15 protein-coding genes are annotated in these 25,731 nt (G+C 68.9%); 13 read left to right on the plus strand and 2 right to left on the minus strand.

Annotated elements, in window-relative coordinates; genetic code table 11:
- The first annotated feature begins 65 nt into the window (after positions 1–65).
- The 11 genes from ACH4SP_RS26585 (at position 66) to ACH4SP_RS26635 (ending at position 21,662) form a co-directional block, all read left to right on the plus strand.
- Positions 66–6,356, plus strand: a complete 6,291-nt coding sequence (locus tag ACH4SP_RS26585) for an amino acid adenylation domain-containing protein (RefSeq protein WP_398418098.1) — start codon at positions 66–68, stop codon at positions 6,354–6,356.
- Between the two features lie 8 nt (positions 6,357–6,364).
- The gene (locus tag ACH4SP_RS26590) at positions 6,365–10,348 is read left to right on the plus strand and encodes an amino acid adenylation domain-containing protein (protein ID WP_398418100.1); all 3,984 of its coding nucleotides are present in this window, start codon (positions 6,365–6,367) and stop codon (positions 10,346–10,348) included.
- A 78-nt stretch (positions 10,349–10,426) separates the two neighbouring features.
- Positions 10,427–10,636, plus strand: coding sequence for an MbtH family protein (locus tag ACH4SP_RS26595; RefSeq protein WP_398418102.1), 210 nt, complete (start codon positions 10,427–10,429; stop codon positions 10,634–10,636).
- 119 nt (positions 10,637–10,755) lie between these two features.
- The gene (locus ACH4SP_RS26600; RefSeq protein ID WP_398418104.1) at positions 10,756–11,988 is read left to right on the plus strand and encodes an MDR family MFS transporter; all 1,233 of its coding nucleotides are present in this window, start codon (positions 10,756–10,758) and stop codon (positions 11,986–11,988) included.
- Positions 11,989–12,157: 169 nt separating this feature from the next.
- Positions 12,158–13,687 (plus strand): amino acid adenylation domain-containing protein, encoded by a 1,530-nt coding sequence (locus ACH4SP_RS26605; RefSeq protein WP_398418106.1) that lies wholly within the window; start codon positions 12,158–12,160, stop codon positions 13,685–13,687.
- Positions 13,681–15,255: a carbamoyltransferase C-terminal domain-containing protein gene (locus ACH4SP_RS26610; protein ID WP_398418108.1), complete on the plus strand. Its 1,575-nt coding sequence runs from the start codon at positions 13,681–13,683 to the stop codon at positions 15,253–15,255. The genes ACH4SP_RS26605 and ACH4SP_RS26610 overlap by 7 nt, the downstream gene beginning before the upstream one ends.
- A gap of 30 nt (positions 15,256–15,285) precedes the next feature.
- On the plus strand, positions 15,286–16,119 hold the full coding sequence (locus tag ACH4SP_RS26615; RefSeq protein ID WP_398418110.1) for a hypothetical protein: 834 nt from the start codon (positions 15,286–15,288) through the stop codon (positions 16,117–16,119).
- A 118-nt stretch (positions 16,120–16,237) separates the two neighbouring features.
- The gene (locus ACH4SP_RS26620) at positions 16,238–17,947 is read left to right on the plus strand and encodes a carbamoyltransferase N-terminal domain-containing protein (protein ID WP_398418112.1); all 1,710 of its coding nucleotides are present in this window, start codon (positions 16,238–16,240) and stop codon (positions 17,945–17,947) included.
- 243 nt (positions 17,948–18,190) lie between these two features.
- Entirely contained in the window at positions 18,191–19,381 is a 1,191-nt protein-coding gene (gene fabV, locus ACH4SP_RS26625; protein WP_398418114.1) for an enoyl-[acyl-carrier-protein] reductase FabV, read from the plus strand.
- 169 nt (positions 19,382–19,550) lie between these two features.
- Positions 19,551–19,970, plus strand: coding sequence for an aspartate 1-decarboxylase (gene panD / locus ACH4SP_RS26630; protein ID WP_398418116.1), 420 nt, complete (start codon positions 19,551–19,553; stop codon positions 19,968–19,970).
- 312 nt (positions 19,971–20,282) lie between these two features.
- Positions 20,283–21,662 carry a TerD family protein gene (locus tag ACH4SP_RS26635; protein WP_398418118.1) on the plus strand — a complete coding sequence of 460 codons (1,380 nt, stop codon included), beginning with the start codon at positions 20,283–20,285 and terminating at the stop codon, positions 21,660–21,662.
- A gap of 7 nt (positions 21,663–21,669) precedes the next feature.
- Here the strand turns inward: ACH4SP_RS26635 and ACH4SP_RS26640 are convergent, their stop codons facing one another.
- Positions 21,670–22,848: a glycosyltransferase gene (locus tag ACH4SP_RS26640; protein WP_398418120.1), complete on the minus strand. Its 1,179-nt coding sequence runs from the start codon at positions 22,846–22,848 to the stop codon at positions 21,670–21,672.
- A gap of 75 nt (positions 22,849–22,923) precedes the next feature.
- Between ACH4SP_RS26640 and ACH4SP_RS26645 the strand changes: the two genes are divergently transcribed.
- Together ACH4SP_RS26645 and ACH4SP_RS26650 are read left to right on the plus strand one after the other, a co-directional pair.
- A complete protein-coding gene (locus ACH4SP_RS26645) occupies positions 22,924–23,751 on the plus strand; it encodes a glutamate racemase (RefSeq protein WP_398418122.1) in 828 nt (275 codons plus the stop codon).
- Positions 23,729–24,283 (plus strand): hypothetical protein, encoded by a 555-nt coding sequence (locus ACH4SP_RS26650; RefSeq protein WP_398418123.1) that lies wholly within the window; start codon positions 23,729–23,731, stop codon positions 24,281–24,283. The genes ACH4SP_RS26645 and ACH4SP_RS26650 overlap by 23 nt, the downstream gene beginning before the upstream one ends.
- A gap of 109 nt (positions 24,284–24,392) precedes the next feature.
- Here ACH4SP_RS26650 and ACH4SP_RS26655 read toward each other — a convergent pair whose 3' ends face one another.
- The gene (locus ACH4SP_RS26655; protein ID WP_398418125.1) at positions 24,393–25,472 is read right to left on the minus strand and encodes an O-antigen ligase family protein; all 1,080 of its coding nucleotides are present in this window, start codon (positions 25,470–25,472) and stop codon (positions 24,393–24,395) included.
- Between the last annotated feature and the right edge of the window lie 259 nt (positions 25,473–25,731).

Below are 25,731 nucleotides of genomic sequence, written 5' to 3' on the forward strand. Positions count from 1 at the left end.
GTTCTTTACGAAGTGCCTCGGGCACGGGGCATGCGACATTTCCTCAATTGATATGAGGTGCAACTGTGTCTACACACGAATCCTGGCAGTACCTGAAGAATCCGCTGGGGATGGTTGATGTTCTGTCGTCGGATGAGCGTCGGCGGGTGCTGTCGGAGTGGAACGACACAGCGGTTGAGGTGCCGGGTCTGACGTTTCCGGGGTTGTTCGAGGCGCAGGTGGCGCGGACTCCGGATGCGGTGGCGGTGGTGTTCGGGGATCTGGAAGTCAGCTATGCGGAGTTGGACGGGCGGGCGAACCGGCTGGCCCGTCTTCTGGTCGCCCGGGGTGTGGGGCCGGAGCGGATCGTGGCTCTGGCGTTGCCGCGTTCGGTGGAGCTGGTGGTGGCTCTCCTTGCGGTGCTGAAGGCCGGTGGTGCGTATCTGCCGATCGATACGAAGTATCCGGCGGACCGGATCGCCTACATGCTTCAGGACGCCCGGCCCGCACTGCTGCTCACCGTGGGAAGCGTCGGGGAGAGCGTGCTCGGTGCGGGTGTCGAGCACCTGATGCTGGACGACGAACAGACCGTGGAAGAGCTTGCCTCGTGTGCGGCTTCGGCGGTGACGGATGCGCAGCGGCCGGCTCCGGTCTCGTTGGCGCATCCGGCGTACGTGATCTATACGTCCGGTTCCACCGGCCGCCCGAAGGGCGTGGTCGTGTCGCACGCGGGGGTGGCCAGCCTCGCCGCCCAGTACATCCGGGCGGCGCGGACGGGGGCTCGCAGCAGGGTGCTGCAGTTCTCCTCACCGAGCTTCGACGCCCACGTCCCCGAGGTGCTCATGGCGCTGGGCGCGGGCGCGGCCCTCGTCGTGGTGCCGGCCGAGGAGCTCCTGCCAGGCCCGGAGCTGGAGCGGCTCGTCGGCGCACACCGCGTTACCCACCTGGCGGCGCCGCCTTCGGTGTTGAGCGTCCTGTCGCCCGGCGCCCTGTCAGGTGTGGGCACGCTGATCGCCGGGGGTGAGGCGCTCTCCGAGGAGCTGATCCGGATCTGGTCTCCGGGCCGGACCATGATCAATGCGTATGGGCCGACGGAGTGCACGGTCTGCGTCACCATGACCGGGCCGTTGGAGGGCGTGGGCGTTCCACCGATCGGCCGCCCGAACTTCAACGCGCGGGTTTACGTGCTCGACGAGGGGTTGCAGCCGGTTCCGCCGGGTGTGGCGGGTGAGTTGTACATCGCGGGTGCGGGGCTGGCGCGCGGCTATCTGGGACGGCCGGGTACGACGGCCGAGCGGTTCGTGGCGGATCCGTTCGGGCCGGCCGGTTCGCGGATGTACCGGTCGGGCGACCTGGTGCGCTGGAGGGGCGACGGGGAGCTGGAGTACGTCGGCCGGGCGGATCAGCAGGTGAAGGTGCGTGGTTTCCGGATCGAGCTCGGCGAGATCGAGTCGGTGCTGACCGGCCACGACTCCGTCGCACGTGCGGTGGTGACCGTGCGCGAGGACCAGCCGGGAGACAGACGGATCGTCGCCTACGTGACCCCCGCAACCACCGAAGGGAAAGTGGACGAGCAGACACTGCGGACCTTCTGCGGCCAGTCGCTGCCGGAGTTCATGGTGCCGTCCGGGGTGGTGCAGGTGGACGAGTTCCCGCTCACGCCGAACGGGAAGCTGGACCGCAATCTGCTGCCGGCTCCCCGCTACGCACTCGATGAGGCCGGGCGGACGCCCCGGACACCGCAGGAGGAGATCCTGTGCGGTCTGTTCGCGGAGGTCCTCGGGCTGGAGCGGGTCGGCATCGACGACGGGTTCTTCGACCTCGGCGGTCACTCACTCCTGGCGACGCGGCTCGTGAGCCGTATTCGCACGACGCTGGGCGTCGAGCTGACGATCGGCGCTCTCTTTGACGCCTCCACCCCCGCCGAGCTGAGCAACGCCCTCGGGGATGCGCCCGAGTCCCGCAAGCCGCTCTGGGCCCAACAGCGTCCCAGTCTGCTTCCCTTGTCCTTCGCTCAGCGTCGGCTGTGGTTCCTGGACCATCTTGAGGGGCCCAACTCCACGTACAACGAGTACTCGGCGTTCCGCCTGTCGGGCGCCCTGGACGCCCGCGCCCTGCGAGCGGCTCTCGTCGATGTGGTGGGTCGTCATGAGGCGTTGCGGACGGTCTTCCCGGAGGCGGACGGCGAGCCGTACCAGCGTGTTCTGGGGCCGGACGAGGTGCGGCTCGAACTCGACGTGCGGGAGACGGCCGAGTCCGCGCTGAGCGGTGCGCTCAGTGAGGCCGTACGCCGGACCTTCGATCTGCAGGCGGATCTGCCCGTCCGTGCCTCGCTGTTCGTGCTGGGTCCGCAGGAGCACGTTCTCCTGCTGGTGATGCACCACATCGCGTGCGACGGCTGGTCGATGGCACCACTGGCCAAGGACCTGTCGCTGGCGTACCAGGCTCGCCGGAAGGGCGACAGCCCGACGTGGGCACCGTTGCCGGCGCAGTACGCGGACTACACGCTCTGGCAGCGCGATCTCCAGGGTGAACCCGACGATCCGGACAGCGAGTACACACGTCAGCTCACCTATTGGGCTCAGGCGCTCGAAGGGCTGCCGGACGTCCTGGAACTCCCGATGGACCGGCCTCGACCGGCGGTCCAGAGCCACCGGGGCGGGGTCGTGGCGTTCCGGTGCGGTCCTGATCTGCACCGTGGACTGGAGCAGTTGGCACAGGAACACGGGTGCACGCTCTTCATGGCCGTGCAGGCAGGTGTCGCGGCGTTGCTGACACGCCTCGGTGCGGGGACTGACATCCCGATCGGGTCACCCATCGCGGGGCGGACGGACGAGGCCCTCAATGACCTCGTCGGATTCTTCGTCAATACGCTGGTGCTGCGCACCGACACGTCAGGAGACCCGACCTTCCGTGAACTGCTGAGGAGGGCTCGGAAGACCGACCTGGCAGCGTACAACCACCAGGACCTTCCCTTCGACCGACTGGTGGAGGCCCTGAACCCGGACCGTTCCCTCGATCGCAATCCGCTGTTCCAGGTCATGCTGGCGTTCCAGAACAACGTCGAAGCCGCCTGGGACATCGCAGGCGTCAGCATCGGGGACGAGCCCGTTCGGTCCGGCATCGCAAAGTTCGACCTGGCGTTCTCGATACGTGACGCAACTGACGGCAGCGGACATTCCAACGGCTTCAGCGGAACTCTTGAATATTCGGCCGATCTGTTCGACAGATCGACGGCGGAATCGATGGCGGCACGTCTGGTGCGGCTCTTGGAAGCCGTCGTCGCGGATCCCGACCTGCCGCTGGGGATGGTTGATGTTCTGTCGCCGGTCGAGCGTCGGCGGGTGCTGTCGGAGTGGAATGACACAGCGGTTGAGGTGCTGGGTCTGACGTTTCCGGGGTTGTTCGAGGCGCAGGTGGCGCGGACTCCGGATGCGGTGGCGGTGGTGTTCGGGGATCTGGACGTCAGCTATGCGGAGTTGGACGGGCGGGCGGACCGGTTGGCTCGTGTGCTTGTGGGGCGGGGTGTGGGGCCGGGTCGGGTGGTGGCTCTGGCGTTGCCGCGTTCGGTGGAGTGGGTGGTGGCTCTGCTGGCGGTGATGAAGGCGGGTGGTGCGTATCTGCCGATCGATACGAAGTACCCGGCGGACCGGATCGCTTTCATGCTTCAGGATGCCCGGCCTGCGTTGTTGTTGACGGTGGGCGGTGTGGAGGCGGGTGCGTTCGGCGGGAGTGTCGAGCGTCTGGAGCTGGATGCTCCGCAGATCGTGGCGGAGCTTGCTGCGGGTTCGGCTTCGGCGGTCGCGGACGCTGAGCAGCTGGGGCCGGTGTCATTGGCTGATCCGGCGTATGTGATCTATACGTCCGGTTCGACCGGCCGCCCGAAGGGTGTGGTCGTGACGCATGCCGGAGTGGCCAGCCTCGCCGTTCAGTACATCCGGGCGGCGGGGACGGAGGAGGCCGGCAGCCGGGTGCTGCAGTTCTCCTCACCCAGCTTCGACATGCATGTCCCGGACGTCCTCATGGCGTTGGGAGCGGGCGCGGCACTCGTCATGGCACCCGCCGATCAGCTTCTGCCGGGCCCCGAACTGGAGCGGCTCGTCGACGCACACCGCATCACCCACCTGGAGGTTCCGCCCGCGGTGCTGAGCGTTCTGTCGCCCGGCGCCCTGTCAGGCGTGGGCACGCTGATGGTCGCGGGCGAGGCGCTCTCCGAGGAGCTGATCCGGATCTGGTCTCCGGGCCGGACCATGATCAATGCGTACGGGCCGACGGAGTGCACGGTCTGCGTGACGATGACCGGGCCGTTGACGGCCGGTGGTGGTGTTCCGTCCATCGGCCGGCCGAATGCCAATGCGCGGGTCTATGTGCTGGACGGGGGGTTGCAGCCGGTTCCGCCGGGTGTGGCGGGTGAGTTGTACATCGCGGGTGCGGGGCTGGCGCGCGGCTATCTGGGACGGCCGGGTACGACGGCCGAGCGGTTCGTGGCGGATCCGTTCGGGCCGGCCGGTTCGCGGATGTACCGGTCGGGTGACCTGGTGCGCTGGAGGGGCGACGGGGAGCTGGAGTACGTCGGCCGGGCGGATCAGCAGGTGAAGGTGCGTGGTTTCCGGATCGAGCTCGGTGAGATCGAGTCGGTGCTGACCGGTCACGACTCCGTGGCACGTGCGGTGGTGACCGTGCGCGAGGACCAGCCGGGGGACAAGCGCATCGTCGCCTACGTGACCCCCGCGACCACCGACGGAAACACGGACGAGCTCTCCGACGCCCAGCGGGTCGCGGACTGGAAGGCGATCCAGGACCAGCACTACGGGAGCGACGAGGCGGCCGAGGACGACTTCGCCGGATGGGCGAGCAGCTACGACGGCCGGAGAATCCCGATCGACCAGATGGAGCAGTGGCGCGGCGAGACCGTCGGCCGGATCCTGAAGCTCAACCCGAAGCGGGTGCTTGAGATCGGCGTCGGCAGCGGCCTCATCCTGTCGAAGGTGGCTCCGCACTGTGAGTCCTACTGGGGCGCGGACCTTTCGGCCGAGGTCATCGGCAGCCTGGGCCGACGCGTGGCCGAAGACGCCGGCCTCGACGGCATAGTTCGCTTGCTCAACCGGCCCGCGGACGATTTCGACGACATTCCCCAAGGGCACTTCGACGTCATTGTCCTCAACTCGGTGATCCAGTACTTCCCGAGCGGCGACTACCTGCAGCAGGTACTGCTCAAGGCTGTGGAGCACCTGGCGCCGGGCGGGACCGTGCTCGTCGGTGACGTGCGGAATCTGCAGCTGCTCGAATGCTTCCACGCGGCGGTTTCCATGAAGGGGATCGAGTCGGGCCCGGGAAGCGCCGAGCACGCCGCGGCAGCGAAGCGCAGCAAGGAAATGGAGCAGGAGCTTCTCGTGGACCCCGAGTTCTTCTCCACGCTCACCGAAGGAGTCGGAGCGATCTCGTCGCATCGCGTCCTGCTCAAGGAACTGGACGCGAAGAACGAACTCTCCCTCTACCGGTACGACGTCGAGCTCCGCAAGGCCGACGGCCACGAGCCGGCGCGGCGCGAGGTCCGGGTGCTCGCCTGGGGAGAGGACGTGCACAGTCTCGTGGAGGCGACCGACCTCCTTGAGCGTGGCCGGCCGGACGCCTTCCGCTTGACGGGCCTGCCGAACGCCAGGCTCGATGCTGATCTCCGCGTGCTGCTCGCGCTGAAGAACGAGAGCGTGCGGGACGTGTGGGCCACCGAGGCGGTCGATCCGGGGCGGATCTGCGACATCGCGAGGAGCCATGGATATCGCGCTTCCCTCGACTGGTCGCGGGAATCCCCGTACGCCTTCGACGCGACCCTTGTCCCTGAAGGCTTCGACGACTTCGGTGGCGTCGCGCGCACCGGTGCCGAGCGGGCTGCCGGATCCGGTTCCGACAGCTTCTTCAACGTGCCGAACGCTTCTCGGCAGGGCGCCCTGAACACCGAGGCCCTGGTCCGCCGCGTGCAGGATGCCCTGCCCGAGTACATGGTCCCGTCGGCCGTCGTGGTACTGGACGAGTTCCCGTTGACGTCGAACGGGAAGCTGGACCGTGCGGCGCTTCCGGCACCGGAAGCGCGTCGGCCGATTTCCCACCGGTCCGCCCGAACTCCCCTGGAGGAGACTCTGTGCGGCCTGTTCGCAGAGGTCCTCGGGCTGGACCAGGTGGGGATCGATGACGGGTTCTTCGAGATGGGCGGTCACTCGCTCCTCGCGACCCGCCTGGTCAGCAGCATCCGTGCAGCCCTCGGAGTGGAGATACCGCTTGCTGCCGTCTTCGACGCTCCTCGGGTGTCCGAGATCGCGGCAATGGTGAACGTCGCGGAAAAGGCTCGACCGGCACTGCGCCGCATGCCCCGGAAGTGAGAGAGCATATGCACCCCTTGTCGTTCGCGCAGCGCCGCCTGTGGCTTCTTGACCGACTGAACGGTCCGAACTCCGCGTACAACCTTCCGGCAGCATTTCGGTTGTCGGGCGCATTGGACAGGGTCGCCCTGCGGGAAGCCCTCGGCGATGTCGTCTCCCGCCACGAGTCACTGCGGACCATGTTTCCCGAGGTGGCGGGGGAGCCGTACCAACAGATCCTGGATGCCGGCTCCGTCGAGGTCGGGTTCGACGTCCACCACGTCACAGAGGCGGAGCTGGAGGAGCGGGTAGGAGAGGCAGTACGGGAAACCTTCGATCTGGGGACGGAGATTCCGCTCCGCGCCTCCCTCTTCGTCGTGCGCCCGGACGAGTGCGTGCTCGTCCTGGTGATGCATCACATAGCGTGTGACGGCTGGTCCATGGGGCCGCTCGCGGAGGATCTCCTGGCGGCGTACGAGGCACGGCGCGACGGTCTCGCACCTTCGTGGGCTGCGCTGCCGACGCAGTACGTGGACTACACGCTGTGGCAGCAGGACGTCCTGGGGGATGCCGAGGACCCGGAGAGCGTCTGCTTCCGGGAACTCGCGTACTGGACCCGGGCACTCGACGGTCTGCCGGACACGCTGGAGCTTCCCACGGCTCGTCCGCGTCCGGCCGTGGCGAGCCACCGGGGCGATGCCGTGGCCTTCCGGTACGGCCCGGAACTGCACGGCAGGCTGGTGGACCTGGCCCGTGAAACCCAGTCCACCCTGTTCATGGTGGTGCAGGCGGCGCTCTCCGGTCTGCTGACACGACTCGGGGCGGGTACGGACATCCCCATCGGCTCGGCCATCGCAGGCCGTACGGATGAAGCCCTCGACGACCTGGTCGGATTCTTCGTCAACACGCTGGTGCTGCGCACCGACACCTCGCGGAATCCGAGCTTCCGTGAGCTCCTGCGGCGGGTGAAGGACGTCGACCTGGCGGCGTACTCGCACCAGGAGCTCCCCTTCGAGAAGCTCGTCGAAGCGCTCAACCCGAAGCGTTCCATGGCGCGACACCCGCTGTTCCAGGTCATGCTGGCATTCGACAACAACTCCCAGGCCGCCTGGAAACTCCCCGGAGTGCAGGTGGCTGAGATGCCGGTGCGGCTCGGGGCCGAGAAGTTCGATCTCAGCTTCTCCTTCAGCACCGCCGAGGGCGACCTGAGCGGACTGCTCAGCTACGCCACGGATCTGTTCGACCGTCAGTCGGCCGAAGCGATCGCGGCGCGACTTGAGCGCTTCCTCGAAGCGGTGGCCGCGGATCCGGACCTGCCCATGGGGCAGGTGGACATCCTGTCGGCCGAGGAGAGGCGGCGGCTCCTGGTGGAGCCGAACGACTCCGCATGCGAGGTTCCGCAACGGTCTCTGGCCGAGCTGTTCGAGGAACAGGCCGCCCGGACCCCGGAGTCCGTGGCGGTGGTGTTCGAGGGCCTGGAGGTCAGCTACGCGGAGTTGAACAGGCGCGCGAACCGGTTGGCCCACTACTTGGTCAAGCAGGGCGTCGGGCCCGAGCAGCTGGTGGGGATGGCGGTTCCCCGGTCCGTCGAGATGGTGGTCGCCATCCTGGGCATCCTGAAGGCGGGAGGAGCGTATCTTCCGATCGACACGGACTATCCGGCGGATCGCATCGACTTCATCCTCCGTGACGCACAGCCGAAACTGGTCATAGGCTGCGACAGCATCGGTGACTTCTTCGTTCCCGAAGCGACGACAGGGGTCGCCAGGATCGACATCGACACCCCTGCTTTCGCTGCGCTGCTCGACGAACTCCCGTCAGGAAATCCGCCACGGGATCACGATGCGCACGTCGCCTGCCAACTGAACCCGGTCTACGCGATATACACCTCCGGCTCGACCGGGAGGCCCAAGGGCGTCCTGACCCCGAACGGGTCCCTCATCAGCTCTCTGCGCTCCATGCAGCAGAGGCTCGGGCTGCGGCCCACTGACCGATTCCTCGCGATCTCCAGTGTCTCGTTCGACACGTCGGCTCTGGAGATGTACCTGCCGTTGCTCAAGGGCGCTGCGATGGTGATGGCGACCAGGGAGGACGCGAAGGACCCGGAGGCCGTGGCGTCGCTCATCGACAGGGCTCACGTCAGCTTCGTCCAGGGGACCCCGCCGTGGTGGCAGTCGCTCGTGGACAGCGGAGTCCGCTGGAAGCAGGACGTGCGGGCGCTGGTGGGCGGAGAGGCGCTCTCCGACCTTCTCGGTCGTCAGCTGTGCGAACGGTGCGAGTCGGTCCTGAACGTCTACGGGCCGACCGAGACGACCATCTGGACAACGGTCGGCCAGGTGTCCGCCGGGTCGCGGGTGCCACCGATCGGTCGGCCGATTCCGAACGCGCGGGTCTACGTTCTCGACGGTTTCCTGCAGCCGACGCCGGTGGGTGCGGTGGGCGAGCTGTACATCGCGGGTTCCGGGGTCGCCCGTGGCTACGTGAACGGTTCGCAGGCCACGGCCCAGCGATTCGTCGCGGATCCCTTCGGGCCGGCCGGCTCGCGGATGTACCGCTCCGGAGACTTGGCGCGCTGGAGTCACGACGGGGAGCTGGAGTACGCCGGCCGGGTCGACCACCAGGTCAAGGTGCGTGGTTTCCGGATCGAGCTCGGTGAGATCGAGGCGGTGCTGACCGGCCACGACTCCGTCGCACGCGCGGTGGTGATCGTGCGTGAGGACCAGCCGGGGGACAAGCGCATCGTCGCCTACGTGACCCCCACGGCCGGGGCGAACGCGGTGGACGGTCGTGTGCTGCGCAAGTACTGCGGCCAAGCGGTGCCGGAGTACATGGTGCCGGCCGCGGTCGTCGTGCTCGAAGGGTTCCCGCTCACGCCGAACGGGAAGGTGGACCGCGAGGATCTTCCTCTTCCCGCGCAGGAAACCAACCCGGCAGGTCGCACGCCGCGGAACGCGCAGGAGGAGGTCCTGTGCGGACTGTTCGCAGAAGTCCTCGGACTGGAATCGGTCGGAATCGACGACGACTTCTTCGATCTCGGTGGCCACTCGCTGCTGGCCATCCGGCTGATGTCCCGGGCCCGTTCGGAGCTCGGTGTCGAGTGGGGCATTCGCGAACTGTTCCAGTACCCGACGGCGAGCGGGCTGGCGGCGCTGATCGGATCAGGAGAGCAGCAGGACCCGCCGGCTTCGGCGGGGCAGCACGACGATTACCTGGGCTCGCTGTTCTGCCTGCGCGCCCAGGGCGACCTGACCCCGGTCTTCTGCGCCGCACCGGCGATGGGACTCAGCTGGGGGTTCACCGCGCTGCTGCCACACCTGGCGGGACGACCGATCTACGCCCTGCAGGACCCCGCGATCACCGACGCGGACGAGCTGGCGCCGAACGTCGCCGCAATTGCGGCGCATCACGTGCGGCGCATCCGAGAGGTCCAGCCGCACGGCCCCTATCTGCTGATGGGCCGCTCCTTCGGTGGGCTCGTCGCCTACGAGATGGCGGCGCAGCTGGAGCGGCAGGGCGAATCGGTGGCGTTCCTCGGCCTGCTCGACGCGCTGCAGCTCGCACCCGACGGCGCACCGGACCCCGGGCAGGCCGAGGCCATCGAGCAGGAGTCGTTGCGCATCCTGTTGCGCGAGGGCCTGCCCGATGCGCCTTACCCGGCCACTCAGGTGCGGGACCGCGCGGAGACGGTCGCCACCGTGTACGACGCCGACGGTCCCTTGCACGGGTTGAGCGAGCGGATGCTCAACCGACTGGTCGACGTCTGTGTCAACAGCATCGACCTGTCCGTCTCCTACGAGCCGACGGAGTACCGGGGCCGGCTCCACTACTTCGCGGCCACCGCCGACCCGACCACCCTCTCCGCGGCCGAGAAGAAGGAGATGTGGCAGCGCTCCGCGCCCGACACCGTCCTTCGCGAACTCGACTGCCTGCACAGGGAAACACTGACACCCGGCCCTGCGGCAGCCATCGCCGACGAGCTCTCCCGCGTGCTCGCCGAACTCGGAATCGTCTAGCAGACCCGAGCCACGGAGCAGTTCCCGTGTGGCCGTTCCACCTTCCTCCCCACATTCCTCAAACGCGCAGGAGAACCCATGACGAATCCATTTGAAAACCCGGACGGCCAGTACTACGCGCTGGTCAACGACGAGGGGCAGTACTCGCTCTGGCCTTCGTTCGCTCCGGTCCCGGAAGGCTGGTCGATCGCCCGGGGTCCGGCACCTCGCGCGGAGTGCCTCGATTTCATCGGCGAGACGTGGACCGACATGCGGCCGGCCAGCCTGGTGCGCGCAATGGCCGAGTAGGTGGGTTCGACACACTGAATTCTCCTCCGGGGCAGGCACGGACGCCGGAGAGCACCTGCCTGCCTCGGGCCTCATACCGGTACATGTTGCGATGGTTCAGAGAAATGTGATGCCTTCCCATGAAGCGCTTCGTCAAGGATTCCTTTTCTGGTCTCCCGCGAGAGTTCTGGTGGCTGTGGACTGCCACGCTCATCAATAGCCTCGGCGGATTCGTTGGAATCTTTCTTGCGCTCTACCTGACGAACGGCCTAGGTTATTCAGCGAGCTTCACGGGCTTTGTGGGGTCACTCTATGGCGGCGGGGCCGTCGTCGCCTCGATTCTCGGCGGATTCCTGGCCGACCGAATCGGGCGTACGCGTACCATCCTGGTCGCTCAGCTGACAACCAGCATTTCCACCCTGCTGCTGGGGTTTGCCGACAGTGCCGCGGTGATCGCAGTCCTGGCATTCGTGGTGGGAGTGTCGGGTGCGGCAGCACGGCCGGCGATCGGGGCAACGATCGCGGACCTGGTGGAAGGCCCTGAACGGCAGAAGGCCTTCTCCCTGAATTTTTGGGCGGCGAATCTGGGATTCGGTGCCTCCGCGGCCATCGTGGGAATGGTGGCCGAGCACGGATACCTTCCCCTCTTCATGGTCGAGGCCACGGCCACGTTTGTCTGCGCGATCCTCGTGCATCTGCGGGTCCCGGAAACAAGCGGGAAGAGAAGCCGTGGGCAGGAACAGGATTCCCGGTTCTTTTCCGGATACGCTGCCGTGTGCAAGGACTGGACCTTCATGGGGATCGTGGGAATGACTTTCCTCATGGCCCTGCTGTTCCAACAGGCTGCGACCGCACTGCCGATCACCATGTCCATGAAGGGCTTTTCGTCTGCGGACTACGGAATGGTCATCAGTCTGAACGGGTTCATGATCGTTCTTCTGCAGGTACTGCTCTCCAGGGTGGTGAAGTCCGTGACGCCGAGGCGGGTCCTCGCGGCCTCGGCGCTGCTCTGCGGATACGGGCTCGCTGTCATAGCGGGTGCCGATTCGCTGCACTTCTACTTCTTGGCAGTGGCCATCTGGACCCTGGGCGAGATAATTTTCGCGCCAGTGATCATGAACCTTGTTTCCCAGCTGTCGTCGTCTGCGACACGGGGGCGATACCAGGGGATGTATCAGCTCGCCTTCTCCGGTGCCGCACTCGTGGCTCCGATTTCTGGCGGATTCGTGATCGATCGGTTCGGGGTCAATGTCATCTGGATTATCTGCGGAGTGATAGGTACCGTCGCGGCAATTGGATATACGCTGCTGGGGCGCGCGGTGGAAGAGCGATCCAACAGAACCGCCGATCTCGCAGTCGCTGTGCCGCGCTGACCGGATTCCGCGGTTCCCCACCTCCTTGAGTGAATTGTGCGCCGGATGAACCCGGACGATTCCTGTAGTCAGCTGCAACTCCCCAATGATTACCGGTAGCCGGTAGACCTGAGAAGGCGAAATTGCACAACAAAGAGCGTTTTGATTTCCCCGTGGAACGGAGGCAGGCATGACGAAACGGTGCCTGCACGAGACCTTCGAGGAGCGGGCCGCCGCCGCCCCCGAGGCCCTGGCGGTGGTTTCCGGGGGTGAAGAACTGACCTACGGCGAACTGGACGCGCGTGCGGACCGGATGGCGCAGCTCCTCGTGGACGCGGGGGTGCGGCGGGGATCCCTGGTGGGGATCCACCTGGCGCGTGGGACGCAGATGGTCGTTGCCATCCTCGCCACGCTGAAGGCCGGCGCGGGCTACGCGATGCTGGACCCCGAGTTTCCCGTGCACCGCCTGCGGGACATGGTCGAGGACGTGGCACCCGCCGTCGTGATCGCCGACAGCGAGGCGGAGGTGAAGCGGCTGGGCACCCCGGCGGGTTTCGTCCGCATGGCCGGGGACACCGATCGGCCACTGCCCAGGGGAGCTGCGGGCACCAGGCCCGAGGACATCGCCTGTGTCATCTTCACCTCCGGCTCCACCGGCCGGCCCAAGGGCGTCGCCGCCCCGCACACGGCGGTGGTCGGCACCGTCCTGGGGCAGAGCTACACGAGGTTCGGCCCCGACACGGTCTGGCTCCAGTGCGCGCCCGTCTCCTGGGACGCCTTCGCCCTGGAACTCTGGGGTCCCCTGCTGACCGGCGGCACCTGCGTGTTCCACCCGGGGAAACCCAATCCCCTCCTGATGGAACGCCTCGTGGCCGACCACGGCATCACCACGATGAACCTCCCGACCGTCCTCTTCCACGTGATCATGGACGAGTACCCGGAGGCGCTGGAAGGGCTGACGGACCTGCTGGTCGGCGGTGAGGCGCTCTCGCCCGAGCACGCCGCCCGGGTGGTTCGTGACTTTCCGGAGCTGCGCTTCGTCAACGGATACGGACCCGTCGAATGCATGGTCTTCGTGACCACGCACCGCGTCACCGCCCAGAGCGCGGCGCGGCAGACGGTACCGATCGGCCGCAACCTGGTCGGCAAGGACATCCACGTACTCGATGAACAACTGCGTCCGGTGGCCGACGGGGAAGTGGGCGAGCTGTACGCCTCGGGGACCGGAGTGGCCCACGGTTACCTCGGCAGACCCGGGACGACCGCCGAGCGGTTCGTGGCCGATCCGTTCGGGGTGCCCGGCGGGCGTATGTACCGTACCGGCGACTTCGTACGCCGGCACGCCGATGGTTCTCTGGAATTCATCGGCCGGGTGGACGGACAGGTGAAGATCCGCGGAATTCGCGTCGATCTCGCCGAGGTCGAATCCGTTCTGGAGAAGCATCCCGCAGTCAAGAAGGCCGTGGTCGTCGCCACGGACGAAAGGCCGGAGAACCGGCGGCTGATTGCATATCTGACTTTCCGTGCGGAGCACCGCGGTGGACTCACACAGTCCGACCTTCGCGACTATGCGACGGAAAAGATGCCCGATTTCATGGTGCCGCACCGGATTTCCATTCTGGACTCGTTCCCCGTGACGCACAACGGGAAAGTTGATCGCATGGCCCTGCTCAAGTCTGAGGCAGTGGTCCCACTCGGAGGTGGAAGTAGCTCATGCTGATTCTGGGTTTCAAAGAAGGTCATGACGGCGCCATTGCCGCGATCGAGGACGGCCGGCTCCTCTTCTCGCTGGAGGCCGAGAAGGATTCGTTCCCGCGCTACGACCGGCTGACGGCCGACGTCCTTCTCCGGGCCACGGAGAAGTTGGGGCGGATCCCCGACGCGCTGGCGGTGGGCGGCTGGGTGAAGGGCACGTTCTCCAGCGAGCCGCAGACCCGCACGGGCTACTTCGGAGTGGGCCCGGGGTCGATCTCCGACGAGGCGGGCAAGTTCTTCGGCCAGGACGTGAGGATCTTCTCCTCCACGCACGAGCGGTCGCACATCATGACCGCGCTGGGCATGTCGCACTTCCCGGCCGGACAGCCCTTCTACTGCCTGGTCTGGGAAGGCAACATCGGATCGTTCTACCTGATCGACGAGAACGGCCAGGTGACCCACCTCCGCCATGTCCTGGCCGACCCCGGCAACAAGTACGCCTATCTCTTCGCGCTGGCCGATCCGAACTTCAAGGCGAACAAGGGCGTGCTCAGGCTCCAGGACGCCGGGAAGCAGATGGCGCTGACCGGCTTCGCGCAGGACCTCCCCCTGACCAAGGACGAGAAGAAGCTCATCGACTTCCTCCTCGACCAGGAAAACATCATCACCAACCTGGGCAAGGACGAGCTCACCTGGAGCCCGTTCCACAACATCGGTGTGGATTCGCAGGAGTACCGGAACCTGGCAGCGAAGATGTCGGACGCGATCTTCGACCGCTTCTTCCAGTACGCGAAGGCGGAGCTCACGGAGGGGTACCCGCTGCTGATCTCGGGCGGTTGCGCACTCAACTGCGAGTGGAACCGTCGCTGGCGGGAGTGCGGGCTCTTCCCCGAGGTGTTCGTGCCGCCCTGCCCGAACGACAGCGGCTCCGCGCTGGGTACGGCGATCGACGCCCAGCTGTACTACACGGGCTCGGCCACGGTGTCCTGGGACGTCTACGCCGGTGAGGAGTTCGTCGAGGACGCCCCCTTCGACTCGGACGCATACGACGTCAAGCCGCTGGACTTCGCCGAGGTGGCCAAGTTCCTGGCGGACGGCAACGTGATCGGCTGGGCCCAGGGACGGTGGGAGATGGGCCCGCGGGCTCTCGGCAACCGGTCGATCCTGGCTGCGCCGTTCAGCGAGGAGACGATGACCCGGCTCAACGGGATCAAGCAGCGCGAGGGCTACCGGCCGATCGCCCCGATCTGCCTGGAGGACGAGGCAGCGAACTGGTTCGACGGTTCGATTCCGGATCCCTACATGCTCTATTTCAGCCAGGTGACGTCGGACTCCCTGAAGGCCGTGACCCATGTCGACGGCACCGCGCGAGCACAGACGGTGACGCCGGAACAGAATCCCCGGATGGCCCGTCTGCTGGAGACCTTCCGCGGCATCACCGGCTACAGCGTCCTGTGCAACACCTCGCTCAACTACTCCGGACGAGGCTTCATCAACCGGACCAGCGACTTGATCGAATACGGCGAGGAGCACGGCCTGGACGGTTACGTCGTGGGCGACACGTTCGCTGTGCGGCGCAACCAGCGGGTCTGATACGGAAACTGCAGAGAAGGCGATTTCATCATGCAGCAAGACTTTGAACTCACCGGCATTCGGATGGACCCGGACTTCTTCCGCTTCGAGGAGCGGAGTGAATTCGACCCCGAGCTGGTGATGGACGTCCTTCGTGGGCGGCGCCTGGGCGTGATCTTCCGCGACGTGATACCCGAGGACGCGAGGAAGGAGTCGGTGGCCCGGTTCTGGAACAGCCCCGGACTGCTGCGCCGCGACGGGGAGCCCTCGTACTGCATCGGCTCCTACCACTGGAACAAGTCGACCGACGAATACCTTGAGGACGCCGCGAAGACGGCCGATGCGGTGCTCGACGTGCTCGACGTGCCGGGCTCTCCCTGGCACTCGTTCAGGTCGGCGATGGCGGAGGAGCTCGCCGGGTCCGGTGCGGAGATCCGCATTGCCGAGCACGAGGGCGAGCAGGCCAGTGCAGCGCTGATCCGCGCATGGGACAAGGAAGGGAGCTTCGCCCTCGAACCCCATGAGGACGAGGCGCAGTGCAAGGACCCGCGGCAGGCCGGCTTCGAGATCCAGCGAGTGGCCGACCACGAGATCTGCGCCGTCAACATGTGCGTCGAGCAGGGGGAAGGGGGCCGCCTGGTCGTCTGGAACATTCGCCCCGACGACGACAGCCGACGAGCCCTGGGAATCGAGCACACGGGGTTCTCCTACCCGGCGGACGCCCTCGAAGGGATCGACGTCGTACACCTCAACGTCCGCAGCGGGGACGTCTACGTGTTCAACGGGCGCCACGTCCACGCCGTTGACGCATGCGAGGGAAACCGGACGAACGTGTCCTTCCTGATGGGATTCGCCGACGAGCAGACCGTCGTCAGCTGGACGTGACCGCCCGCGCGCCTGTCCGGCCACGCCCAACGGCGCGGGACCGGCGCGGTACCCCGAGCGGATCCGCCGCAACGCCGAGCCGGCCCATCCCGTCTTCACACCTGGTAGGAGAACCCCCATGATCACTGCAGGCCTCAAACTGACGCACAGCGGCGGACTCGCACTCCTTGAGGACGACAAGCTCCTGTTCAACATCGAGGTGCAGAAGCTCGCCAACAACCCTCGCTACAGCCCGGTCGCCGACCTCAGCCTGATCCCCGAGCTGCTCGCCGGGCAGGGCTTCAAGGTCTCCGACGTCGACTACTGGGCGCTCGACGGCTGGGACGGGCGCGAGGCCGGCCGGATCTCCGTGCTGGACAACGGCAGTCCGCTCGACCTGACCGTCGCGCCCTACCGCGAGAACGACACCGTGACCAGCCTGGTCCGTCCGGGCTGTACGGGCGAAATACCCATCGGCGGCAAGTCGGTGTCGTACAACAGCTTCGTCCACGTGTCGAGCCACTTCGCTGCCGCCTACTGCTCCAGCCCCTTCGCCGCTCGCGGTGAGGACTCCTTCGTCCTGGTCTGGGACGGTGGCACCTTCCCCCGCCTGTACTTCGTCGACGCCGCCCGCGGCACCGTCGAGAACGGCGCGGAGGTCTTCCCGCTGATCGGCCACTCCTACGCCATGGCCGCCCAGTACTACGGTCCGTGGGCGCGCAGGTCCGGCGACCGCTCCAAGGTGGTGGACGACCTGTCCGTCGCCGGGAAGCTGATGGCGTACATCGCGCTCGGGGAGCCCAAGGACGCGATCCAGGAAGCCCTCCGCGACGCCTTCCACCAGAACTTCGAGGCGCCCACCGGGGCCGTCGAGGAGTACCGCCGCGCCGTTACCGGCTGCGGCAGCAACGGCGAGCCCTCGCACCGGTACGTGCACGAGTACCTCAGCGACGCCGCCGAGCGCATCGGCAGGCTCGGTGTCTCCGACGAGGACGTCCTCGCCAGCATGCACCAGTTCATGGAGGACCTCCTGGTCGAGCGGATCGTCGAGAAGATCCGCCGCTGGAAGGGCGACGGCCCCTGGAACCTCGCGTTCGCCGGTGGCTGCGCGCTGAACATCAAGTGGAACAGCGCGTTGCGTGCCCACCCGCTCTTCAAGGACGTCTGGGTGCCGCCGTTCCCCGACGACTCGGGCTCCGCCATCGGCACCGCCTGCGCCGCGTACGCGCACCTCAAGGGGGTGTCCGCCGTTCAGTGGCACGCCCGTACCGGGCCGGCTCTGGTCGCCACCCCCGACGTTCCGGCGGGGTGGACCTCGCGCGACTGCACCGTCGAGGAAGTCGCCGAGATCCTGCACGAGACCGGCAAGCCGCTGGTCTTCCTGCGCGGGAACGCGGAGCTCGGCCCCCGCGCGCTCGGCGCGCGCAGCATCATCGCTCCGGCCACCGACCCGGCGTCGAAGGACGTGCTGAACGAGATCAAGGACCGGGAGTACTACCGTCCGGTGGCACCGATCTGCCTCGTCGAGCATGCCGAGGAGATCTTCGACCCCGGGACGCCGGACCCGTACATGCTCTTCGACCACGACGTCCGCCCGGACTGGGTGGAGCGGGTGCCCGCCGTGATCCACCTCGACGGCACCGCCCGTCTGCAGACCGTCAGTGCGGACGAGGACCCGGTGCTCACCGATCTGCTGCGCGCCTACCACGCGCTCAGCGGTGTCCCGGTGCTCTGCAACACCAGCGCGAACCTGAACGGCAGGAGCTTCTTCCCGGATGCCGCTTCGGCGATGAAGTGGGGTCGCACCGACCACGTGTGGGCCGACGGAACTCTCTACAGCAAGAGCTGAAGGTCACGGGCACTGCCGTCGGAGGTCCTGGTGATGCTGCCCGGGAGCGGTCGTCGACCGGGCAGCACACGGGGCGGGACGGCCGGGCCGACTGCCGAGCGGCGTGGTGAACCGGCAGCGCCGACCGGGGCGTTGGGGCATGCGTCGGAACGCCGCTCCCGCAGATACGGTGCCCAGGGCGAACGTCTCCGCTTCGCCCTGGCCCAGCACACTCGTACCCCGAAGGGAAGTGTCTCCACCCCCATGACTGAGCGACACCTCACGCCCGGAGGCCGTGGCTTCCTCATGGTCAACGCCCACCCCCGAGGCGCGGCCGCCACCGTTGACCGGCTCTGGCAACAACTCCCGCAGCAGGAAAGCACCGAGGGCAGGCGCCCGGTCGTGGTGGTCGTCGGCTTCAGCGCCGGCTACGGCCTGGCCGCGACACTCGCTGCTGCCCGCCGCGGCGCGGTCGGCGTCGGCGTCGCCTACGAGGCGGCCGAAACGCCGCGCCGCACCGCCTCCGCCGGCTGGTACCGTGCCGCCCGAACCGCCGAACTCACCGACGGCTGGACCTTCCTCAACACCGACGCCTTCGCCGACACCGCCAAGGCCGACGTCATCAAGGAACTGACGCAGCGCCTCGGAAAGGTCGACCACCTGATCTACAGCGTCGCCGCCCCGCGCCGCACCGACCCCGTCACCGGCCAGGTCCACCACTCCGTCATCCAGCCCGTCGGCCAGGAATCCACCGCCAAGACCCTGGAGTTCACCGACGGCGTTCCCACGATCGGCAGCTCCACTCTGCAGCCCGCCACCGACGCCGAACGCGAGGCCACGGTCAAGGTCATGGGCGGTGAGGACTGGCACCGCTGGATCGACGCCCTCGCTGAGGCCGGCCTCCTCGCCGACGGCTTCACCACCACCGCGCTCACCTACGTCGGCTCCGACCTGACTGCCGACATCTATCGCAACGGCACCATCGGTGCCGCCAAGGAACACCTCGAAGCCACGGCCCACCAGCTCGGCACCCGTCTCGCCGACCGCGGCGGGCGTGCCTTCACCGCCGTCGCCGGAGCCGCGGTCACCCAGGCCTCCACCGCCATCCCCAGCATGGCCCTCTACACCAGCCTCCTGCACCACGTCCTCGGCGACGCCGGCTTCCACACCACGGCCCGGCAGATGCACGCCCTCTGGCTCCAGCTCGACGGCGAACAGCCCCTCGTCCTCGACGAAACCGGCCGCATCCGCCTCGACGGCTGGGAACTCGACACCACCGTCCAGAGCCGGGTCCGCGCCCTGTGGGACCGGATCACCACCGACAACGTCACCGACCACGCCGACAGCGACTGGTTCCGCAGGCAAGTCGGCCGGCTCTACGGCTGGAACGTCTCCGACACCGACTACGACGTCCCCAGCCAGACCACGGTCCCCTGGCCCACACGTACCGCATAGCGTCACGGAGCCCGTCCGCCACCAGCGCGGCACCCCTGGGTCTGTGGGTCTCTTCGTTCCTCCGAGACGGGGGAGCGCCGTCCGGAAACACGATCTCCGCAAGACAAGCAAACCGCCTTCGACCTGCCCCGGTTCAGGCAGGGGAACTCAAGAAACCCAGGAGTGTCCGATGATGCGCACCATGTTCAAGTCCAAGATCCATCGTGCCACCGTGACCCAGGCCGACCTGCACTACGTGGGATCGGTGACCATCGACGCCGCCCTGCTCGAAGCGGCCGACCTGCTGCCGGGCGAGCTGGTCCACATCGTCGACATCACCAACGGCGCACGCCTGGAGACGTACGTCATCGAGGGCGAGCGCGGGTCCGGAGTGATCGGGATCAACGGGGCCGCCGCCCATCTGGTCCACCCCGGGGACCTGGTGATCATCATCAGCTACGCCCAGGTCGCCGACGACGAGGCGCGGAGGCTGAAGCCGAAGGTCGTCCACGTGGACGGCGACAACCGGATCGTCGCCCTGGGCGCGGACCCGGCCGAGCCGGTGCCCGGCTCGGACCAGGAGCGCAGCCCGCAGGCGGTCGGGGCCTGAGCAGGCCCGTGGCCCGCGCCTCCTCCCGGGCCCGGCGGTGGTTGCTCCGGCCCGAGGGCCGGCGCCGGGAGAAGCGCGACAGGACGGCGCGCCCGTGGCAGAGGCCACGGGCGCGCCGTCCTTTGATCCCCGGCTTCCGCTTTCCCTGCAGACGCCCCGCGTGCTCCCATTGGGGAGCCCGACAGGAGGGTTGTTTCACGTGTGGTGAGTGGCCCTGGGGAACTGATCAGAGCGAACTTGGGAAAATCGGTCGTCTTGTAGCGTTCGGATCGTGCAAGGAACGGTCCGTTTCGACTCGTGATGGGGGCGAGCATGTCCATGCTTAAGGGAACCAATGTGCCGGTGCCGGCGCAGTCCGTGAGGGTCGAGGTCGGCCGCCGGTCGGGGCCCGGAGTGCCCGACGTCGACGCGTCGGCGCTGCTGCTCACCGGCGGCCGGGTGCGCTCGGACGCCGACTTCGTCTTCTACAACCAGCCCGCGCACGCCTCCGGGGCGGTCCGGTACGACGGCAAGCAGCCGGGCGGTGACGGAGTGGTGACCGACACCCTCTCCGTCGACCTCACGCGCATGGAGAGCGTCGTCGAGACCGTGGTGCTGGCCGCGTCCGCGGACAAGGGCAGCTTCGGGCAGGTGCCCGGCCTGTACGTACGCGTGCTGGACGCGGCGAGCGGTGCGGAGATCGCCCGCTTCGACAGCCAGGACGCCACCGTCGAGACGGCGTTCGTGCTCGGGGAGCTCTACCGGCGCCAGGGCGCCTGGAAGTTCCGGGCGGTGGGGCAGGGCTACAGCAGCGGCCTCGAAGGGCTCGCGACGGACTACGGCATCACGGTCGACGAGCCGCAGTACGCTGCCCCGGCTCCCGCCCCCGCCCCTGCCCCGGCTCCCGCCCCCGCACCCGCACCGGCTCCCGCTCCCGCGGCGCCCGTGTGGCCCGCGGCGCCGTCGGCTCCGGCCGCCCCGCAGACCTCCTGGCCGTCCGCACCGACGCCGTCCCACGCCGCGCCGCCGCCTCCCGCGGCTCCCGCGCCCGCCCCGGCGGCGGCCCCCGCTCCCGTACGGCTGACCAAGGTCACGCTCACCAAGGCCTCGCCGACCGTCTCCCTCGCCAAGCAGGGCGGCACCAGCGGCGCGATGCGCGTCAACCTCAACTGGGAGTCCCGCAAGCAGTTCAAGGGCTGGGGCAGCAAGCTCGGCCGGGCGATGGCCCAGCACTCCGACCTCGACCTCGACCTGTGCGCCCTGTACGAACTCTCCGACGGCCGCAAGGGCGTGGTGCAGGCGCTGGGCAACGCGTTCGGCTCCCTGAACCAGCCGCCGTTCATCCTGCTCGACGGCGACGACCGCACCGGGGCGGTCTCCTCCGGCGAGAACCTCACCGTCAACCTCGACCACAAGGCCCAACTGCGCCGGGTGCTCATCTTCGTGACCATCTATGAGGGTGCGCGCTCCTTCGCCGACCTGCACGCGACGGTGACCCTCACCCCGCACAACGGTGCCCCGATCGACTTCTCGCTCGACGAGTGCACCGTGCCCTCGACCGTCGCGGCCCTCGCCCTGATCAGCTACGAGAACGGCGACCTCACGGTCCGCAGGGAGGCCCAGTACCTGGTGCCGCAGCGCGGGGTGAGCCCGCAGCGCACCGTCGACCAGGCCTACGGGTGGGGCATGAACTGGACCCCGGGCCGGAAGTGACGGTCCCTCAGCGGTCCGGCGCGGCCTCGGGACGGGCGTAGGTACGCCCCTTCCAGGCCGCGCCCCGGCCCCGGTGGTGCTGCACCGCCGAGTCCACCGTCATCAGCGCGTACAGCAGCGCCGTGAACGGCAGCAGCGGCGCCGTCGCGAGGGAGAGCCGGTAGTAGCGCAGCATCGGGACGTACGTCCCCGTCATCACCGCCCACGCCGCGAGCCCCGCCCACCCGGCCGGTGCGTCCCCGGTCAGCAGCCCGGTGCCCAGTGCGTACGGCGGCGCCACGTACACCAGCGCGAGCCCGGCCACCGTCCCGGCCAGCAGCAGCGGATTGTGCCGCAGCTGGGCGTACGCGCTGCGCGACACCATCCGCCACAGATCGCCGAGCCCCGGGTAGGGGCGCACGCTGTCCACCCGCTCGGCGAGCCCCAGCCAGATCCGCCCGCCGCCGCGCCGTACGACCCGGGCCAGCGCCACGTCGTCGATCACCGCGCCCCGGATCGACTCCGGCACGCGCGCACGCTCCGCCGCCTCCGTGCGCAGCAGTACGCACCCGCCCGCCGCGGCGGCCGTCCGCGCCCCCTCCCGGTTGATCCACCGGAACGGATAGAGCTGCGCGAAGAAGTACACGAAGGCCGGGACGACGAGGCGCTCCCAGAAGCTCTCGACGCGCAGCCGGGCCATCTGCGACACCATGTCGAAGCCGCCGCCGCGGGCCGCGGCCACCAACTCCCGCAGGCTGTCCGGTTCGTGGGCGATGTCGGCGTCCGTCAGCAGCAGGTACTCCGGGCTGCTCGACCGGGCCAGCTCGATCCCGTACCGCACCGCCCACAGCTTTCCCGTCCAGCCGGGTCCCGGCTCACCGGGGGAGACCACCGTCAGCGGCAGCCCGCCGTACCGCCCCGACAGGGCGCGCGCCAGCTTCCCGGTGCCGTCGCTGCTCCCGTCGTCCACCAGGATCACCTCGGCGCCGCCCGGATAGTCCTGGGTCAGCAGCGACGGCAGGCTCGCCGGCAGGACCGCGGCCTCGTCGCGCGCGGGCACGACCACGGCGACGTACGGCCAGTGCCCCGCGGGCGGTTCGGCCCGGCGCGGCAGGCGCTGGTCGGTGCGCCAGAAGAAGCCCTGGCCGACAAGCAGCCAGAGCCAGACGGTCAGCGATCCCACAGCGATCCACGCGACGACGCTCACTGTCGCAGTCTGCCGCAGGAGGGGGCCCGGTGGGAGGACGCCGGGGTGTTCGAGCGGTCGGGCTAAAGTGACCGGGTGAAGATCGCGCTCATGGACTCCGGAATCGGACTGCTCGCGGCGGCGGCGGCGGTGCACCGGCTGCGGCCGGACGCAGACCTGGTCGTCGCCTCCGACCCGGACGGGATGCCCTGGGGGCCACGTACCCCCGCAGACATCACGGAGCACGCCCTCGCCGTCGCCAGGGCCGCCGTCGCGCACAAGCCGGACGCGCTGATCATCGGCTGCAACACCGCCACCGTGCACGCGCTGGACGCGATCCGCGCCGAGCTGGAGCCGCAGATCCCGGTCATCGGCACCGTCCCCGCGATCAAGCCCGCGGCCGCGGGCGGCGGTCCCTTCGCGATCTGGGCGACCCCGGCCACCACCGGCAGCCCGTACCAGCGCGGCCTGATCCGCGACTTCGCGGCCGGCGTCGAGGTCACCGAGGTGCCCTGCCCGGGCCTCGCGGACGCCCTGGAGATCGCCGACGAGGAGGGGATCGACCGGGCGGTGGCCGCCGCAGCCGCCCTCACGCCGTCCGATGTAAGGACCGTCGTCCTGGGGTGCACCCATTACGAACTGGTCGAGGACCGTATCCGCGCCGCTCTGGAGCAACCGGACGCTGCGACTCCGTTGGTACTTCTGGGGTCGGCGGAAGCGGTCGCGGCCCAGGCACTTCGGCGGGCCGGTGCCGAGCCGGCCCCGGCCGCGGATCCCTCCTCCCACCTCACCGTTCTCCTCAGCGGGCGGCTGTCGAGCACCCTCACGGCCCCGGCCCTCGCCTATGCCGAGGGACGTCTGCTGGCTGCCATGACCGCCGATCGTGAGTACGCTGCTGTGCATGAGGGAAATCCCCCGGGCTGACGGCCTCCCGAGCGAGCCCGCCCCCACCGCGAAGACCTGGACCGGCCGCGCGACGAACCGCGTGCAGTGGCTGCTCTCGGCCGCGGGTGCGGCGTTCCTGGCGCTCGGCATCGAACTCGCCGTCGACTCCTCGTGGGTCTCCGGCTTCATTCCGCTCCTGATGGCGGTGGTCGGCTGCGTCACCGCCGGCGTACTGATCATCTTCGGGACGCTCGCCTTCGTGCACGTCGCGGTGAAGGTCGACGACCACGCCCTGGAGGTGCGCTGCGGCCACATCGGGCTGCCGCGCCGCCGCATCCTGCTCTCGCACGTGATCGGCGCCGAGTTCGCCCCGCGTGTCACCCCTCGTCAGTGGGGCGGCTGGGGCTACCGCTGGCGGCCCGAGCAGGGCATGGCGGTGGTGGTCCGCCGCGGCGAGGCCGTGGTGCTGAGGCTGGGCGACGGACGCACGTTCACCGTCACCGTCGACGACGCGGCCGGCGCGGTCCGAGCCGTCCGGGACCGACTGCGCCTCGACGCCACCGGCGTCTGAGGTACACACGACCGGCGTCTGACGTACGCGGTCCTGCCTGCGGCTGTTCTCCCTCGCGCGGCGCCGACCCTGACCCGGTGCGCTGCGAGCTCGCCGAGCGCGGTCCGGCCTACAGCGGCTCTCCGCGCGCCCGCTCCCACGCGGCCGTGTCCGGCAGGCCGCCCGGCTGGAGCCGTGCCGTGGCCAGCCCCGCCAGCAGCGCCGCGCCCGCCGTCACCGGCGTGAAGCTCAGCGCGTTGCCGATGCTCGCCAGGGCGGCCAGGGCCGTCAGCGCGGCGCCCGCCGTCAGCGCGACGGGGGTGGCCCGGGGCGAGCGCCACAGGCCGAACATCAGCCAGCAGTAGGCCGCGCCCAGCAGCACCACGCCCACCACCCCCTGCTCGGCCGCCTGCTGCAGCGGCGCCGAGTGCGGTTTGCCGTCCGCATTGACGGTCTGGCGGGCGACCTGGCTCAGCGCGCCGAACCGGTCGGGCCCCACCCCGAGCAGCGGGTTCTCCTTGGCCATGCCGAGCGCGTCCTGCCACAGCCCCACCCGGTTCGGGGTGAGCTGCCCCTGCAGGGACACCGTCAGCCCCTCCGGAAGTACGTCCTCCGCGACCGCCCACGACGCCCCGACGACCAGCACCGTCGCCACCACGAGCCCCGCCAGGCCGAGCAGCCTGCGCCGCATCCGTAGCGCCGCGAGCGAGCACAGCAGCACACCCAGCGCCGCCACGAACCCGGCCACCGACCCCAGCGCGAGCGCCACCGCGGCCACCGCGAGAGCCGTCAGCCGCAGCAGCACACAGACCCACAGCGCCCGCGCCGCCCCGGCCGCGATGCACGCCGCACCCGCCGCCAGCACCAGCAGTGCCGCCGCCGCACCCGTGTGCCCCGGTGCCGGGGAGGCGATCGCGCCCGGCATGCCCCCCTTCGACGCCAGCGCAAGACCGAGGGCGCCGAGCGAGAGGCCGGTCGCGGCGAGCACCGGCAGCAGGGTGCCGAAGATCCGGCCGCAGGCGTACCCGGCGGCGACCGCGAGCACCGCGAGCAGCACCCCTTCCGGCCGCGCGTCGCGCCCGGCCGCGCAGATCAGCGACCAGACGGCGCACACGCCCAGCACGACGGCGCCGGCCACCTCGGTCAGTCCGCTCCGGTCCCGGGGCTCCCGCACGCCCTCCGGTGCGGGCCTGCCGCTCAGCACGTTCATCCCCGTCGCCCCCCGACCTGTGACGGGCCCCGCCCGCACCGGCCGGAACAGGCCGTGCGGCAGGGACTGGCGCACACGGTAACGGGAGTGGCGGGGGTTTGTGGACGTATCTCACAACATCGTGCAGAAACGATGCATCGCCTACGGCACAACAGCCGTCACCACGCGCCCGCGGCAGGCGCCGCCGCGCACTCACCGCACCTGTCACACACACCCACCGCAACCGTCGCGGGGCACCCCGCCCGCTGCCGCGGCAACC

This window comes from Streptomyces sp. NPDC021093 (genome assembly GCF_044333135.1).
Lineage (GTDB): Bacteria > Actinomycetota > Actinomycetes > Streptomycetales > Streptomycetaceae > Streptomyces.